This window comes from Kineococcus esterisolvens (genome assembly GCF_050871405.1).
Classification (GTDB): Bacteria; Actinomycetota; Actinomycetes; order Actinomycetales; family Kineococcaceae; genus Kineococcus.
This window is the reverse complement of record NZ_JBJLRI010000019.1, coordinates 46174-61635: the sequence shown is the minus strand read 5'-3', so window position 1 is coordinate 61635 and position 15462 is coordinate 46174. Positions and strand designations below refer to the sequence as shown.

At 78.1% G+C, this 15462-nt stretch carries 13 protein-coding genes; 2 read left to right on the top strand and 11 right to left on the bottom strand.

Features of this window, described 5'->3' with window-relative positions; translation table 11 throughout:
- The 8 genes from ACRYR8_RS08740 to ACRYR8_RS08705 form a co-directional block, all read right to left on the bottom strand.
- Nucleotides 1-2821, bottom strand: a 2821-nt coding sequence (locus tag ACRYR8_RS08740) for an amino acid adenylation domain-containing protein (RefSeq protein WP_432483999.1), incomplete at its 3' end; no start/stop codon positions are given.
- 74 nt (nucleotides 2822-2895) lie between these two features.
- Nucleotides 2896-3756, bottom strand: coding sequence for a siderophore-interacting protein (locus ACRYR8_RS08735; protein ID WP_432483531.1), 861 nt, complete (start codon nucleotides 3754-3756; stop codon nucleotides 2896-2898).
- Entirely contained in the window at nucleotides 3753-3986 is a 234-nt protein-coding gene (locus ACRYR8_RS08730; protein WP_432483529.1) for an MbtH family protein, read from the bottom strand. Before ACRYR8_RS08730 ends, ACRYR8_RS08735 begins: the two co-directional genes overlap by 4 nt.
- A 44-nt stretch (nucleotides 3987-4030) precedes the next feature.
- A complete protein-coding gene (locus ACRYR8_RS08725) occupies nucleotides 4031-5341 on the bottom strand; it encodes a lysine N(6)-hydroxylase/L-ornithine N(5)-oxygenase family protein (protein ID WP_432483527.1) in 1311 nt (436 codons plus the stop codon).
- Nucleotides 5338-6003, bottom strand: a complete 666-nt coding sequence (locus ACRYR8_RS08720; RefSeq protein WP_432483525.1) for an isochorismatase family protein — start codon at nucleotides 6001-6003, stop codon at nucleotides 5338-5340. Before ACRYR8_RS08720 ends, ACRYR8_RS08725 begins: the two co-directional genes overlap by 4 nt.
- A gap of 3 nt (nucleotides 6004-6006) precedes the next feature.
- Nucleotides 6007-7752, bottom strand: coding sequence for a (2,3-dihydroxybenzoyl)adenylate synthase (locus tag ACRYR8_RS08715; protein WP_432483523.1), 1746 nt, complete (start codon nucleotides 7750-7752; stop codon nucleotides 6007-6009).
- Nucleotides 7749-8963: an isochorismate synthase gene (locus ACRYR8_RS08710; protein WP_432483521.1), complete on the bottom strand. Its 1215-nt coding sequence runs from the start codon at nucleotides 8961-8963 to the stop codon at nucleotides 7749-7751. Before ACRYR8_RS08710 ends, ACRYR8_RS08715 begins: the two co-directional genes overlap by 4 nt.
- 29 nt (nucleotides 8964-8992) lie before the next feature.
- On the bottom strand, nucleotides 8993-9787 hold the full coding sequence (locus tag ACRYR8_RS08705) for an SDR family NAD(P)-dependent oxidoreductase (protein ID WP_432483519.1): 795 nt from the start codon (nucleotides 9785-9787) through the stop codon (nucleotides 8993-8995).
- A gap of 69 nt (nucleotides 9788-9856) precedes the next feature.
- Here ACRYR8_RS08705 and ACRYR8_RS08700 point away from each other — a divergent pair, with 69 nt between their 5' ends.
- Together ACRYR8_RS08700 and ACRYR8_RS08695 are read left to right on the top strand one after the other, a co-directional pair.
- Nucleotides 9857-10576 carry a 4'-phosphopantetheinyl transferase family protein gene (locus ACRYR8_RS08700; protein ID WP_432483517.1) on the top strand — a complete coding sequence of 240 codons (720 nt, stop codon included), beginning with the start codon at nucleotides 9857-9859 and terminating at the stop codon, nucleotides 10574-10576.
- A 93-nt stretch (nucleotides 10577-10669) separates the two neighbouring features.
- Nucleotides 10670-11797 carry a hypothetical protein gene (locus tag ACRYR8_RS08695; protein WP_432483515.1) on the top strand — a complete coding sequence of 376 codons (1128 nt, stop codon included), beginning with the start codon at nucleotides 10670-10672 and terminating at the stop codon, nucleotides 11795-11797.
- On the opposite strand, the gene ACRYR8_RS08690 is transcribed toward ACRYR8_RS08695, so the two are convergent.
- From ACRYR8_RS08690 to ACRYR8_RS08680, 3 genes are all read right to left on the bottom strand, one after another.
- The gene (locus ACRYR8_RS08690; RefSeq protein WP_432483513.1) at nucleotides 11722-12675 is read right to left on the bottom strand and encodes a hypothetical protein; all 954 of its coding nucleotides are present in this window, start codon (nucleotides 12673-12675) and stop codon (nucleotides 11722-11724) included. The two genes, ACRYR8_RS08695 and ACRYR8_RS08690, sit on opposite strands and share 76 nt — an antisense overlap.
- A complete protein-coding gene (locus tag ACRYR8_RS08685) occupies nucleotides 12672-13940 on the bottom strand; it encodes an RNase A-like domain-containing protein (protein WP_432483511.1) in 1269 nt (422 codons plus the stop codon). Before ACRYR8_RS08685 ends, ACRYR8_RS08690 begins: the two co-directional genes overlap by 4 nt.
- A gap of 161 nt (nucleotides 13941-14101) precedes the next feature.
- Entirely contained in the window at nucleotides 14102-15388 is a 1287-nt protein-coding gene (locus tag ACRYR8_RS08680) for an MFS transporter (protein WP_432483509.1), read from the bottom strand.
- Nucleotides 15389-15462 lie beyond the last annotated feature (74 nt).

The following is a 15462-nucleotide window of genomic DNA, read 5'->3' as shown; positions in this document are numbered from 1 at the left end:
CGCCCGCGCCGACCAGCTGGCCCCCCCGCCCCCCCCCCCCGACCCCCCCCCGCCCCCCCCCCCCCCCCCCCCCCCCCCCCCCCCCCCCCCCCCCCCCCCCGCCGTCGAGGGCGGCGAGCGCGGCCTCCACCTCGCCGAGCTCCACGCGGTGGCCGCGCACCTTCACCTGCCCGTCGCCGCGGCCGAGGAACTGCACGCCGAGCCCGGGCACCCAGCGGCCCACGTCGCCGGTGCGGTACATCCGCTCGCCGGGCGCCCCGAAGGGGTTCGCGACGAACCGCTCGGCGCTCGCCCCGGGCCGCCCGAGGTAGCCGCGCGCCAGGTGCGGGCCCGCCAGGTACAGCTCGCCGCGCTCACCGTCGGGCACGGGCCGCAGCGCGGGGTCCAGCAGGTGCACGCGGGTGCCGGCCAGGGGGTGCCCGATGCGCGGGCCGCGACCGTCCACGGGGGCGGCCAGCGCGTCGACGGTGGCCTCCGTGGGGCCGTACAGGTTCCAGGCGGCCACGCCGGAGGCGGTGACGCGCTCCCACAGCGCCGGCGGCGCGGCCTCCCCGCCCAGCACGAGCAGCACCGGGCGGTGGGCGCCGGTGAGCAGGCCGTGCTCGAGCAGCTGCGCCGCCATCGACGGGGTCGCGTCGACGACGTCGACGCGGTCGCGGGCGAACGCGGCCAGCAGCGCCTCCGCGTCGCGCTGCAGCTCGGCGTCGTACAGGTGCACCTCGTGCCCGCACAGCAGCCACAGCAGCTGGTCGATCGAGGCGTCGAAGGCGAAGGAGGCGGTGTGCGCGGTGCGCAGGGCCCGGCCCCCGGCTCGCTCGGCGGCCTGCGCGCAGATCGTCCAGCGGTGGTGGTGCAGCAGGGCGGTCAGGCCCCCGGCGCGGGTCAGCACGGCCTTGGGGCGGCCGGTGGAGCCGGAGGTGGAGGTGACGTAGGCCAGGTGCTCGGGGTGGCGGGCGGCGGCCAGCTCGTGCGGCGCCAGGGGGCCGTCGGGCAGGGCCGCCAGCTCCTCGCGCAGCGCGGCGGGGTCCAGCGCCGGCCGGCCGGGGGCGCTGAGGGCCCCGGCCAGGTCCACCCCGGTGAGCACGAGGACCGCCCCGGCGTCCTCGACGGTGCCGCGCAGGCGCTCCAGCGGGTGCGCCGGGTCCAGCGGCAGGAACGCGGCGCCGGCGTCGAGGACGGCCAGCAGCGCCACGACGAGGTCCGCGGTGCGGGGCAGGGCGATCGCGACGACGTCGTCGGGTCCGGCGCCGCGGGCGCGCAGCGCGCGGGCCAGCCGGTGCACGCGCCCGGCCAGCTGGGCGGCGGTGAGGCGCTCGGCGCCGCAGGCCAGCGCGGGCGCGTCCGGCTGGGCGGCGGCCAGCGCCGCCAGGGCGGACGGCACGTCCGTCGCGGCGGCTGCTGCCGGCGGTTCCCCGGCGGCGGGCACCGCGCGCGCCGTCAGCAGCTGCTCCGCCTGCCCGCCGGCCAGCAGCTCCACCTGGCCGACGGCGGGGGCGGCGGGGCCGGCCAGCGCGGTGATCGTGCGCACCAGGGCGGCCATCCGCGCCTCGACGCCGGCCCGGGCGTCGCTGCGGGCGTCCACCTCGAAGCCCAGCAGCAGCTCACCACCGGCAGCGGGGTCGCCGGAGGGGGTGACGGTCAGCCCGAGGTCCTCCGGGGGGCCGCCGGCGACGTTGCGCAGCACCCCGCGCGCACCGGCGAAGTCCAGCTCGGTGTCGAACGCCTTGAGGTTCACGCCGATGCCGTGCAGCAGCGCCCCCGCACCGGGCACGCCCAGGTCGGCGGGCAGGTCCTCGCCGCGGTAGCGCTGGTGGGCGCGCATCCCCAGCAGGGCCCGCGCGACGCGCTGGCTGAGCTCGCCGAGACGGTCGCCGGGGTGCACCCGCACGCGCAGCGGCAGCACGTTCACGGCCATCGCGGGGGTGCGCAGCGCGGCGCCGGTGCGCGCCATGACGGGCAGGGCGACGACGACGTCGCTCTCGCCGCGCAGCCGGTGCAGGAAGGCGGCCCAGCAGGCGAGGAGCGCCTCGGCCCAGGTGGTGCCGGTGGCGTCGGCGACCTCGCGCAGGCGCGCCAGCACCGGGGCGGGCAGCACTGCGCGCGCGTGCACGGTGCGCTCGGCGGGCCCGTCGGGGGCGCTGGTGCGCCCGGTGAGGTCGGGCAGCGGCGTGAGCACGTCACGCCAGTACGCGCGGTCGCGCTCGAACCGCTCGCTGCGCCGGTACTCCTCGTCCTCGGCGACGACGTCGGCGAGCGCGCCGAACGGCGAGGGCGGCACCTCGGTGCCGCGCACCAGCGCCGTGTAGCGGGCCGCGACCCGGCGGGTGATCATCGCCGTGGAGTACCCGTCGACGACGACGTGGTGGTACAGCTGCACGCACCACGCCTCCGTGTCGGACAGCCGCAGCAGCGTGTGGGTGTGCAGGGGGCGGTCGACCATCGGCCGGCAGGCCTCGGAGGCGCGGGCGCGTTCGGCGTCCACGAGGGCGTGCGCCACGGCCCGCGGGTCGTCCTCGGCGCGCAGGTCCACGACGGGCGGCGGCGGCACGGGGTCGCCGGAGACGACCTGGCGGGGTCCGTCGGGGCTCTCGTGCAGCCGGACCCGCAGCGTCTCGACCTCGGCGACCGTGGCGCGCACCGCCTCGGCGAACGCGTCCACGTCGAGGGGTTGCTCGCCGCGGACCTCCAGCACCTCGCCGACGAGGTAGCTGCGCGAGCCCGGTTCCAGGCGCTGGGCGTTCCAGATGCCGAGCTGGGCGGCGGACAGCGCCAGCGCCTGCCCGGTGCGCTCGCGGTCGCCGGCGACCAGGGGGGTGCTCAACTCGTGCTCCTCGCGGGTTCGGTGCTCGTGGGTGCTGCGGGTGCTGCGGGTGCTGCGGGTGCTGCGGGTGCTCGTCAGTGCTCGTCGTCGAAGTCGGCGACGCCGCGCTTCCAGTAACCGGTGATGCGGCAGCGGGCCGCCGGCACGCCCAGCTCGTGACGGACCCAGCGGCGCAGGGGTTTGAGGACACCGGCCTCGCCGGCGATCCACACGAACGCGTGCCGCCCGTCCGGCAGCGGCAGCTCGCGCAGCGCCCGTTCCAGCGCGTCGCCGTGCCCGGGCGGCACGTCGCCGCGGTGCACCCAGCGCACCTCGAAACCCACCGGGGCGGTCACCTCGACCTCCTCGGCGGCGTCGGCGACCTCGACGAACGCCCAGCCGGTCGCGGTGGCGGGCAGGGCCTCGAGGTACCGGGCGATCTGCGGCAGCGCCGTGAGGTCGCCGGCGAACAGGTACCGCTCGTGCACGTCGGGGACGACGACACCGCCGGGCGGTCCGGCGACGTGCACCCGGTCGCCCGGGCGGGTGCACGCGGCCCACTCCGAGGCCACCCCGCCCGGGTGCAGCACGAGGTCGACGTCGACCTCCCCGGTCACCGGGTCGTGCCGGCGCACGGTGTACTCGCGCGATACCGGCAGCGGCCGCGGCCACCGCAGGGACGACCCGTCGCGCTCGGGCAGGCGCAGCACCCCGTGCTCGTCGGGGAAGACGAGGCGCACGTGCTCCTCGGGGACGTGGCTGGCGAAACCCTCCGCTCCGGGCCCGCCCAGGGTCACCCGCACCACGGCGGACCCCAGCCGCCGGGTGCGCACGACCTCCAGTTCCCGGATGCCGATCGGGTACCCGACCTTCGCGGGGGTGCTCCCTGCGCGGACCTCGGCGATGCGCGCGAGGTGGTCGCCGGCGGTGCCCGGTCCCGCCGTCGGCGCCGTCACGACCGGGCCCGCGCTGCCTCGCGGTCCATCGCCTCGCGCAGGCTGCGCGGGCGCAGGTCGGTCCAGTGCTCCTCGACGTGGGCGAGGGCGGCGTCGCGGGGGCCGGGGCCGAACGCGGTCCGCCAGCCGCCGGGCACGGGCGCGAACGCCGGCCACAGCGAGTGCTGGTCCTCGTCGTTGACGAGGACGAGGAACTCGCCGTCGGGGTCGTCGAAGGGGTTGGTGCTCACGGTGCTCCTCCGGAACGGTGGTCGAGGTCGGGGGGTCTGGGCGCTCAGACGGGCAGGCCGCCGGCCCGCGCGGTCTCCGGCGCCCGCCGGCGCCGCCGCACGGAAGCCAGGACCTCCCCGGCGCGCGGGGCGACGTTCGACAGCAGCGACGAGCTCAGCCCGTGGCTGTGCTCGGTGCCGCCCATGAGGTGGATGCCGCAGGTGACGTCGGGGTCGGTGACGAGCCGGTGGTCGCGGTGCACCAGGACGCGCCCGGCGGCGTCGCGCCGGACCGCCGGCGCCAGCTCGCCCAGCAGCGCGGTGGGGTCCAGGTGCTCGAAACCCGTCGCGCACACCAGGACGTCGGCGCGCAGCCGCCGCACGGCGCCGCTGGTGCGCTCCAGCACGTCGACGCCGACGGCCGACTCCTCCTCGCGCACCTCCAGCAGTTCGCTGGCCCGGTGCACGTGCAGCCGCCGGGCACCGGCGACGGCCTCGGCGTACTCGGTGCGGTACAGCTCCTGGATGAGGTCCAGGTCGACGACCGAGTAGTTCGTGGTGGCGTGCCGGCGCAGCAGGTCGTCGCGCACGGCCGGCGGCGCGGTGTGGAACTCGTCGACGGCACCCGGGTCGAACACCCGGTTGGCGAACGGGCTGTCGTCGGCGGGGGCGTACCCGAAGGACCGGAACACCGAGTGCACCTCGGCGGTGGGGTAGCGGGTGTGCAGGTGCTGCACGACCTCGGCCGCGCTCTGCCCGGCGCCCAGCACCACGAACGAGCGCGGTCCGGGCGCTCCGGCCGCGTGGGCCTCGTCGAGGGCCCGCAGGTCCTCCAGCAGAGTGTGGTTGTGCCACACCCGCGGCCCCGGCCGGACCTCGCGGGGCAGGCGGGGGCGCAGCCCCGTGGCGAGGGCGACGTCCCGGGCCCGGACCCGCGTGCCGTCGGGCAGCTGCGCCTCCAGCGCGCGCACGGCGCCGTCCTCGCGCACCGGGCGCAGGGCGGTGATCGTGGTGCCGTAGCGCACGTTCCCCGCCACCCTCGCGGCGGCCCACTCGAGGTAGTCGTGGAACTCCAGGCGGGTCGGGTAGAACGTCTTGGCGTTGACGAAGTCCGCCAGGCGGCCCCGCTCGTGCAGGTACGCCACGAAGCTCGCCGGGCTGGCCGGGTTCCGCTGGGTGACGAGGTCCTTGAGGAAGGAGACCTGCAGGGTCGCGCCGGGCAGCAGCATCCCGCGGTGCCAGCCGAAGCGGGGCTGGCGCTCGCAGAACAGCACGTCCAGCCGGTCGTCGGGCGGCAGCTCGTCCACCGCCAGGGCCAGGGCCAGGTTCGCGGGGCCGAACCCGACGCCGAGCAGGTCCAGTTCCGCCCGGCTCACGCGAGGACCCCGGCGGGTGCGGCGGCCGTGGTGAGCGCGCGCACCGCGGACGCGGCGTCGAGCACGACCCCGCACGTGCCGGCGACCCAGCGCAGGGCCGTGTCGTGGCGTTCCCGGTCGAAGTCGGCGACGGCGTCGCCGACGAGGAAGGGCTGCACGTCGCGCATGAACGCCTCGCAGGCCGTGACCTGGCAGCCGATGCCGGCGTACACGCCGGCCACGAGGAGCTGGTCGCGGCCCGAGGCCGCCAGGACCTGCGCGAGTTCCGAGCGGTGGAACGCCGAGTAGCGCCACTTCGTCAGCACGGTGTCGCCCTCGCGCGGGGCGAGGTCGGGCGCCAGCTGCGCGCGGTGCGGGCGGCGCCCCAGCCCCTCGCCCCAGAAGTCGGTGAGCAGGGCGCGGTCGGCGGGGTCCTGGTGGGCGGGTTGCGCGGTGTAGACGACGGGCACGCCGGCGCGGTCGCAGGCGTCGCGCAGCCGGAGGGCGGCGCGCAGCAGCTGCGCGCGCAGGGCGGAACGCTCGCCGTAGGCGTCGAGGAAGTGCTCCTGCAGGTCGTGCAGGAGCAGCACGGCGCGGTCGGGGTGCAGCGTCCACGGCACGCGCGGTGCGGGCATCTCGGCGGCGGTGGGCAGGGGGTAGCTGTCGACGGCGGGGAGGGTCACGGGTCAGGACTCCCGGGGGCGAGGGCTCGCGGCGGTGGCGCCGCGTTCGGCGAGCAGGGCGGCCAGGGCGGTGCGCAGTTGCCGCCGGCTGGTCTTGCCGACGGCGGTGGGCGGGAAGGCGTCGACGACCTCGACGCGGTCGGGGACCTTGAACTCGGCGAGGCCGGCGGAGCGGACGTGGGCGCGCAGCTCGCGCACCGAGGGGTTCGCGCCGGGCCGGGGCACGACGAACGCGCAGGTGCGTTCGCCGAGGTGCTCGTCGGGGACGCCGACGAGAGCGGCGTCGTGGACGCCGGGGTGGGTCAGCAGGACGTCCTCGACCTCCTCGGCGGAGACCTTCTCGCCACCGCGGTTGACGCGGTCGGCAGCGCGCCCCTCGACGACGAGGTTGCCGTCGGGGCGCAGCCGGACGACGTCACCGGTGCGGTAGAACCCGTCGGCGGTGAACGACGTGCGGTTCTGCGCGGGCGCGGCGTGGTAGGCACGGATCGTGTACGGGCCGCGGGTGAGCAGGTACCCGGGTTCGCCGGGCGGGACGTCGCGGTCGTCCTCGTCCACGACGCGGACCTCGTCGTGGGTGCTGATCGGCCGGCCCTGGGTGTGCAGGACGACGTCGTCGGGGTCGTCCAGACGCGTGTAGTTCACCAGGCCCTCCGCCATCCCGAACACCTGCTGCAGCCGAGCGCCGAGGGCCTGCGGGACGCGACGGGCGAGTTCCGGGGTGCACTTGGCCCCGCCGACGCCGACGACCCGCAGGGTGGACAGGTCGTGGTCGGTGTCGCCGGCGGCCGCCGTCCACAGCAGCGCCAGCGGAGGGACCAGGGAGACGTGCGTGACGCCCTCGGCGGCCACGAGGGCGAAGGCCGAGCCGGGTGAGGGGTCGGTCGCGAGCACCACGGTGCCGCCGGCGCACCAGGTGCCGAGGATGCCCGGCGAGCTCATGGGGTAGTTGTGCGCGACCGGCAGCACCACCAGCATCCGGCTGTCCTCGTCCAGGCCGCAGATCCGGGCGCTCTCGCGCACGGTGAAGGCGTAGGCGTCGTGGGTGCGCGGGATGAGCTTGGGCGCGCCCGTGGTGCCCCCGGACAGCTGCAGGAACGCGACGTCGTCCGGGCCGGGCGGCGCCGGCAGCGCCACCTCGGCGGCCTCGGCGTCCGGCACGGCCAGGTCGGCCAGGTCGCCGAACTCCTCGGGTTCCCCCGCGACCAGCACCAGCCGCAGCGCTCCGCAGCCGGGGGTGCGCAGCAGGTCGCGCGCCAGTTCCCGGTGGTCGCACCGGGAGCCGCCGGCCCCGGTGCGGTCCGTGGTGACGAACGCGACGGCGCCGCCGGCGGCGGCGACGTGCCGCAGTTCCGCGGATCGGTGCGCGGGCAGCGCGAGCACCGGCAGCGCCCCGAGGCGGAACAGGCCCAGGACGACGGCGGCGAACTCGGCGGTGTTCGGCAGCTGCAGCAGCACCCGCTCCCCGGGCCGCAGGCCCGCGCGGGCGAAACCGGCGGCGGTGCGCAGCGCGGTGTCGTGCAGCTGCGCGAACGTCCAGCGCACCTCTTCGCCGGCGGTGGTGCGCGCCACGAGCGCGAGGGCGCCGGGCGTGCGCGCCGCGGCACCCGCGAACTGCCCCCACAGCGTCTCGCCGCGCAGCACGCCGAGCTCGCGCCAGCGCGGGTCGGCGGCCGCCCCGTCCGCCGCGGGCACGAGGTCCACGGGTCCCGGCAGCGCCACCGGTTCCACCGGGTTCGAGGGGTTCACCGGGTCACGCCCAGGGCCTGGAGGGAGGTGCGGAACTTCGCGGCGGTCTCGGCGACCTCGGCGGCGGGGTCGGAGGCGGCGACGACGCCCGCGCCGGCGAACAACCGCACGGACCGCTCCCGCACCTCGGCGCAGCGGATGGTGACGGCCCACTCGCCGTCACCGTCGGCGTCGCACCAGCCGACGGCACCGGTGAAGTACCCGCGCTCGAACGGCTCCAGGTCGGCGATGACGCGCGCCGCCTCGGCCGGCGGGACCCCGCACACGGCGGGGGTGGGGTGCATCGCGGCCAGCAGGTCCAGCGACGTGGTCGCCGGGTCGGCCAGGGTGGCGGTGACGGGCGTGGCGAGGTGCCACATCGTCGCGCTGGAACGGAGTTCCGGTTCGGCGGGCACGTCCAGGTCCACGCACAGCGGGGCGAGGGCGGCGTGCACGGCGTCGGCGACGACGGCGTGCTCGGCGAGGTCCTTGGCGGAGGCCCGCAGCGCCTCGGCGCGGCGCCGGTCCTCGGCGGGATCGGCGCAGCGCGGCGCGCTGCCGGCCAGCGGGCACGCGGTGACCCGCCGCCCGGAGCGGGCGACGAGCAGTTCCGGGCTGGCCCCCACGAGGGTCCGCGGTCCGGGGCCCGCACCCGGCAGGTCCACGGCGTACACGAACGCGGCGGGGTCCGCGGCCAGCAGGCGGGCCAGGACCGCGCGGACGTCGACGTCCCCGGGGACCTCCACGTCCAGCAACCTGCCGAGGACCACCTTGCCCAGCTCGTCGTCCTCGGCGCGCAGGCGCAGCAGCGCGGCGGAGACCGCCGCGGCGTACCCGGTCTCCGGCGGGTGCGGGGTCACGGTGGCTCCCGCGGCGAGCGGGGCGGCGCCGGGAACGGGACCGGGTGCTCCCTCGGCGCGCAGCACGCGCTCGGGCACGTGCAGCGCAGCGGGTGTGCCGGCGGCGAAGGGCAGCGCCCCGACGGCGAGGCCGGCGGCGCCGCGGGACCGCGCGGAGCGCAACCGGGCGGTGACGTCGGCGGCGAACCCGGGAGTGGTCCCGCAGGCCGCGTCGATCGGTTCGCGGTCGCCGGTGGCGAGCAGGTGCCGGCCGGCGGAGGAGAACCACGCGCCGGTTCCCGGACGGTAGCGGGCGAGGAGGTCGCCGGGGGTGGTCCGGTCCTCCACGAGGAGTTCGCGGGCGCGCTCCGAGGGACTGGTGGTGCTGGTCAAGGGGACTCCCGGGGAGTGGGGACGGGGCGTCAGTCGCGCAGCGACGCGCCGCCGTCCACGAGCAGATCGGTGAGGGTGACGTGCCGGGCGGCGCCGGAGAGCAGGAAACCGACGGCCTCGGCCACGTCGGCGGGGTCGGCCAGGCGCCCGAGGGGGATGCCGAGCCGGAACGTCGAGGGGTCGCCGCGCAGGACCGTCTCGGTCCCCGTCACGGGGTCGGGCAGCAGGTCGCGCTGCATGGCGGTGTCGGTGGAACCCGGCGAGACGACGTTGCACCGCACCCCGAGCGGGGCCAGTTCCAGGCCCAGGCACATCACGTAGCGGGTGGCGGCCGCCTTGGAGGCGGCGTACGCGGCCATCCCCGTGCGGGGCAGTTTGGCGGCGTTGGAACTGACCGCCACGACGGCGCCCCCGCCGCGGGCGGCCATCCGCCGCCCGACCGCCCGGCAGACGTTCACGGTTCCGGTGGCGTTGACCGCGAGGGCCTCCTCCCACGCCGTGTCGGTGACGTCGAGCGCCCCGCCGGGGTGCAGTGCGCCGGCGCAGTGCGCGAGCGCGGTGACGGGTCCGAACTCCTCCTCCACCCCGGCGACGGCCCGTTCCACGTCGGCGGAGCGGCGGACGTCGCACGCGACGGCGTGGACGCGGTGACCGCCGGCGCGGAACTCCTCGGCCGTGGTGCGCAGGCCCTGTTCGTCGGAGTCGAGCAGGGCGAGCGCGGCGCCGGTGCGCGCGAGCACCGCGGCCACGGCGGCGCCGATCCCCCCGGCGGCCCCCGTGACGAGGGCGACCGCGGGCACGGTCGCGGGGACGTCGTCGCTCACGGAGGGGAGGTTAGCCTCACCTCAGGTGGGTTCGTCAACACCCCCCGACCTCCGGCACACTCCCCAGCCGTGCCGACCACCCTGCTCCTGCACGCCGCGCCGGAACTCGGCGAGCGCCGCCGGGGCGAACTGCGGGAGGACGAGTCCCGGCGCGCCGGGGGTTTCCGCTCCCCCACCGACCGCGCGCGCTCGGCCACCGCCGCCCTGCTGCTGCGCCAGGCCGTGGCCGAGGTCACGGGTTCCCCCGCGGCGCGGGCGCGCACCTCCCGGTGGTGCCGCACGTGCGGGACCACCGGCGACCACGGGCGCCCCGTGGCCGTCGGCGCCGACGGCGCCGTCCTGGCCGGGGTGCACCTGTCGGCCTCGCACGCGGGCGGCAGCGTGCTCGTGGCAGCCTCCACGGGCGCGCCCGTGGGGGTCGACGTGGAACTCGTCGGCGGCGTGCGTTTCACGGGTTTCGACGAGGCGGCCCTGACGCCGCGCGAGCGCACCGCCCTGCGCTCGCTGCCCCCCGCCGAGCGCGACGCGTGGCGGGCGCGCGCGTGGACGCGCAAGGAGTCGCTGCTCAAGGCCACCGGGCACGGCCTGGCCGTGGCGCCGGTGCGGGTGGGTTTCGAGGGGGACCGGCTGCGCGAGTGGCCACCCGCGCTGGACCCCGACGTCGCCGGCGGCGCGGTGGTGGTGGACGTGGCGACCCTGGACGCGGCCGCGGTCCCCGCCGGTCACGTCGCCTCGCTGACCGTCCTGTCCCGCGTCCCGGCGCAGGTGCGGGTGCGCGCCGCCGGGTGAGGGGCCGGGTGAGGGGCCGGGTGCCCCCGCGGGCCGCCCGGGGGGCGGCGGGCGCGGCGGCCCCGTGTCGGGGGCGGGGGTCACGATGGCGCCATGCTCCCCCGCACCGCCGCCGGCAGCCGCCCCGGCTCGGGGCCGGTCGCCGTCGTCCACGTCCTGTGGGTGCGGCCGGCCCGGCTGCTGTGGTGGGTCGAGCGCGGCGGGCAGCCCGGCCCGTGCACGCCGCGCGAGGCGTGCTCGGGTGCCCACCCGGCGGCGCTGCGCGCCGGGCAGCGGGCGGCGCTGCTGCGCTCCGGCCTGGCCGGGGAGGCGCTGCACGGCGTGCTGGCCGGGCCGACGCGGTGGGTGCCGGCCCTGCTGCCGGTGCGCGACGGCGTGCCGCTGCCCAGCCCGGACGCCTTCACGCGCGTGCCCGCGCCACGGCCCCGGCCCGCGCCGGTGGAGCTGGCCCCGGTGCAGCTGCCGTGCACCGCTCCCCCGCTGGCGGCGAGCGTGGACGCCCTGCGCGGGGCCGGCCCCGGCGGCTGGCCCGGCGGGGGGCTGCTCGTGCCGGGCCGGGAGGTGGTGCACCTCGCCGCGCTGGTGCGCGAGCTGGCGGCCTTCGCGGCGTCGTCCCCCGCCGCGCACGGCGGGCCGGGGCTGCGGTGGCGGCGGCGGTGGGCCGCGACGCTGCCGGCGGTGCTGCGCGCGGTGGTCCCCGAGGGTGGCGGGCGCAGCCCCGGCGCCCAGCAGGTGGTCGACGACGTCGCGCTCGCGGTGCTGCCGCACCTGCGCCGCGACGCGCTGCCCGTGCCGCTGGCCGCGACGGCCCGGGTGGTGCTGGTCCTGGGCGGCGGCGCCGCGGACGGCTGGTGGGCGGACGTGACGCTGTCGGTGGGCGGCGCCTCGCCGCTGCGGATCGGTGAGCTGGCCGGTGACCCGCCGGCGCTGGAGGCGCTGCGGGCGGGCCTGGCCCGCGCGGTGCGGGTGTGCCCCGCGCTGCGCGCGGCGGACCGCGACGCCACCGACGCCGGCCGGCTGCACCTGCCCGTGCCGGTGGCCGCCGAGCTGGCCGAGCGGGGGGTGCGGCTGCTGCGCGAGGCCGGGGTCGCGGTGCTGGTGCCGCGCGAGGTGGCCGCCGCGCTCGCCGTGGCGCGGCGGGCGCGTCAGCCCCAGTCGAAGCGCTGGATCCGCCAGGACGTCCACTCCAGCCACCGGCGCAGGTGGGGCGGTTCGGCGTAGCAGCCGAGCGCGTCGACCGCGGCGCGCAGCTCCACCTCGTCCCGGGCCAGCAGGCGCGGCACCTCGGCGGCGACCCGGTCCAGGAAGGCGGCCGGTTCGGACCTCAGCGCCCGCTGCTCGTCCCACCCGGGTTCGTCGTCGAGGTCCGCGGCGTTGAACCACCCGCCGAGGAAGGACGTCAGCGCCGGCAGCTCGCGCCGCCACGCCGCCGCGCGCGGGTCCTCCCGCGGTTCGGCGGCGTGCACGGCGGCCACCTCGTGCGCCGGGCCGGCGTCCCCGGCGTCCAGGCGGCGCAGCACCACCGCGGCGCGCGTGGTCCGCACCCCGGAGGCGACGGCTCGGCCGGACCGCAGCGGCACCGTGCGCACCACCTGCCCGACCACGGCGCCGGTCTCCCCCACCAGGTGCAGGCGGGTCCCGGCGGCGGGGTCGGCCAGCCAGGCCGCGACGTCGTCGCGGTGCCGCTCGACGAGCACGTGCACGGCCCGCCGCAGGGAGCTCCCGCTCGTGGCGGCCGAGTCGCGCACCCTCCACGGGTAGGGCCACTCGGGCACGGCGCCGCGCGGCAGGATCGTGGCGGGGTCGTCGACGGCCTGGCGCAGGCGCTCGCCGTACCAGGCCGCCCACGCCAGCCAGGAGCTGCCGTCGGGCGGGTCCCAGGTGCCGGCGCCGAGGTCGTGGGCGACGCTGCGCATCCCCTCCTCGGTGCTCACGCCGGCGGTGGCGCGGCGCCAGACGTCGAGGGACCGGGCGACGTCCTCGGGTCGGCTGCGGGACAGCTCGCGCTCGACGGCCTCCCTCGGCGAGGTGGCGGCCAGCAGGTCCGCGTCGACGCCGACGGCCGTGGTGAGCAGCTCGTCCCAGAGGTCGTCGGTCACGGGCGGGCCTTCCTGCCGAGGTACGAGGTCAGCACGTACGGGACCCCGTCGGGGTCGCGCCGCAGCACGACGACGGCGTGCTCGGCGGGCACCTGCCGCGAACCCGCGCCGTCGCGCACGAGCACCGTGCCCGCCGACGCGTCCACCGGCACCCTCAGGGTGGTCCCGCCCTTCCCGGCGAGCGCCTGCCGCACCTGCGCCTCGTTCTCGCGCAGGGCCTCGGTGACGGTCCGCTCGGCGACCTCGAGGCTGGACCAGCGCGATGCCGCCGCCGGGGCACCGCCGCGTGCTCCGGTGCGCCGGTCCGGCGTCCCCCGCGTCAAGCGCTCCTCCAGGTACTCGTCGTCCACGTCCACGTGCCTCTCCAGCGTGTGCCCGCGCCCGGGTCCCTCGCTGCGCTCGAGGTCGACCCCGGCGAGCATCTCGTCCAGCGTCTGCGGCAGCAGGTCCCCGTCGGGCGCGCGCGGGCGCTCGTCGGGGCCGCCGCGGCCGGGCAGCAGCTCGTCGGCGGCCCGTCCGGCGCCGCGCCCGGCGAGGCCGGCGGCGACGCCGCCGGCCACCGCTCCCCAGCGCCCGTCGCGCGCGTCGTCCAGGTGCAGCGCGTCCGCGGCGGTGCCGGCGGGGTCGAGCACGGCGTCCAGCGCCGCACCGGGCGCGGCGCGCACCGCGGCGGCCCAGCCGTGCCGGTCCCACACCCACCCGGCGGCGGCGTACGCGACGGCGGCGCCCTCGCCGACGAGGACGCGCACGGCGTCGCCGACGTGCTCGCCGAGGGTGCGGGGGCGGTCCTCGACGTCGGCGACGAGCGCCAGCAGCCGCTGGGCCAGGCGCGCGGAGGACTCGTCGTGCTCGGCGAGGAGCCGGGCCCTGGTGGCCTGCCAGCCCTGCAGCTCGGACCAGGCGCCGTGCCAGGCGGCGAGGTCGCCGGTGGTCTCGCGGGTGCGCCGCTCGGCGGTCTCGAGCTGCGCGTCGACGGTGCGCAGGCGGGCGGCGAGCATCCCCAGCTCGGCGGCGTGCTCCTCGACGGCGGTGGCTCCGGCGGCGGCCGCCCGGGTCAGCAGGGACAGGTCGTCCAGGAGACGCCGGGCGCGGCCGTCGAACCCCTGCTGCGCGGGCCCCCACCAGCCGGTGGTGCCGCGGCGGGCCGAGTCGACGTCGGCCTCGACGCCGCCGAGGGCGGCGGCCACCGCGCGGGCCGTGCGCGCGGCGTCGCCGGCCGCTGCCGGTGACAGCACCGACAGTTCCGTGGGGACCCCCGTCGCCACCGCCGCCCCCCTCCACCCGCCCACCCGCACCTGCCCGGTCGCCGGGACCGTAGGGAGGGGGTGGGGCGCTCAGCGGGGTCCGTCCACAGCCGTGGCGGGGACCCGGGAGCGCGGGTGCCTGTGGCTCCCGCGGTGGTGCTGGCGGGGGTGGTGCGCGGGGCTCAGGCGGCGAGGGCGGCGCCGCGTCGGCGCGCGCGCACCGGCTGCAGGGCGAGGACCGCCGCCATCGCCAGGGCGACGGTCAGGGGCAGGAGCCCGCACAGGGCCATGCCGGTGCGCACCCCGACGTGCTCGGTGACCCACCCGACGAGCGGGCCGCCCAGCGGCGTGCCGCCCATGAACACCAGCACGTACAACCCCATGACGCGGCCGCGGTACTCGGGGTCCACCCACAGCTGCACGGAGGAGTTCGCGATCGCCTGGAACGCCAGGTTGGTGACGCCCATGACGACGAGGACGGCGATGAACACGCCGAGGCTCGGCGCGAGGGCGGCAGCCGTCTGGGAGATCCCGAACGCGGCGGCCAGGACGAGGATGGTGCGCAACCGCGCGTTCGAGCGGCCGCCGGCGACGAGCGCGCCGGCGATGGAGCCGACGGCGAGGGCGATGTTGAACAGCCCGTAGAGCCCGGCGTCGCCGTCGAAGGTCTCGTCGGCCATGGCGGTGAGGACGACGGGGAAGTTCAGCCCGAAGGTGCCGAACACCCCGACGAGCAGGATGGTCCACGCCACGTGGGGGCGGTCGGCGACGTAGCGCAGGGCCGAGCGCAGCTGCCCCCTGCTGCGGGCCAGCGGCGGGGTGGGGAACAGTTCGGCGGTGCGCAGGAAGAACCCGAGCGCGACGGTCGGGCCCAGGTAGCAGACGGCGTTGGCGGCGAACGCCCACCCGGTGCCGACGGTGCCGATGAGCAGGCCGGCGATCGCGGGGCCGACGAGCCGGCTGGTCTGGAAGGTCGCGGCGTTCAGGGCGATCGCGTTGCGCAGGTGCCGGGCGGGGACGACCTCGCTGACGAACGCCTGGCGGGTGGGGTTGTCGAGGGCCACGACCAGGCCGCCGGCCACGGCCAGCAGGTAGACGGCGCCGACGGTGATGCGGCCGGTGAGGGTGAGCACGGCGAGCGTGGTGGCGACGGTGGCGCTGCACGCCTGGGTGACGAGCAGGATGTTCCGCTTGGGGTAGCGGTCGGCGATCATCCCGCCGTGCATGCCGAGCAGCAGGATCGGCAGGAACTGCAGGGCCATCGCGATCCCGACGGCGGCGGCGGAACCGGTGAGTTCCAGGACGAGCCAGTCCAGGGCGATGTTCTGCATCCAGACGCCGGTGCTGGCGAGGGCCTGGCCGCCGACGTAGACGCGGAAGTTGGGCACGCGCAGGGCGGCGAACGTCCCGCCGGTGCGGGTGGGCGGTGCGGCGTCGGGGTGGGCTTCGGCGGGGGCCGGCGGTGTCACGATCAACCCTTCAGGGGTGCGACGGTCGGCACCCATCCTCGCGGGCGGGACGCCGAGATCGCACGGCGATAGGC

Coding starts and splice junctions, on each gene's coding strand:
- ACRYR8_RS08695 (WP_432483515.1), top strand. CDS start 10,670: ATGCTCCCCCGCACCGCCGCCGGCAGCCGCCCCGGCTCGGGGCCGGTC.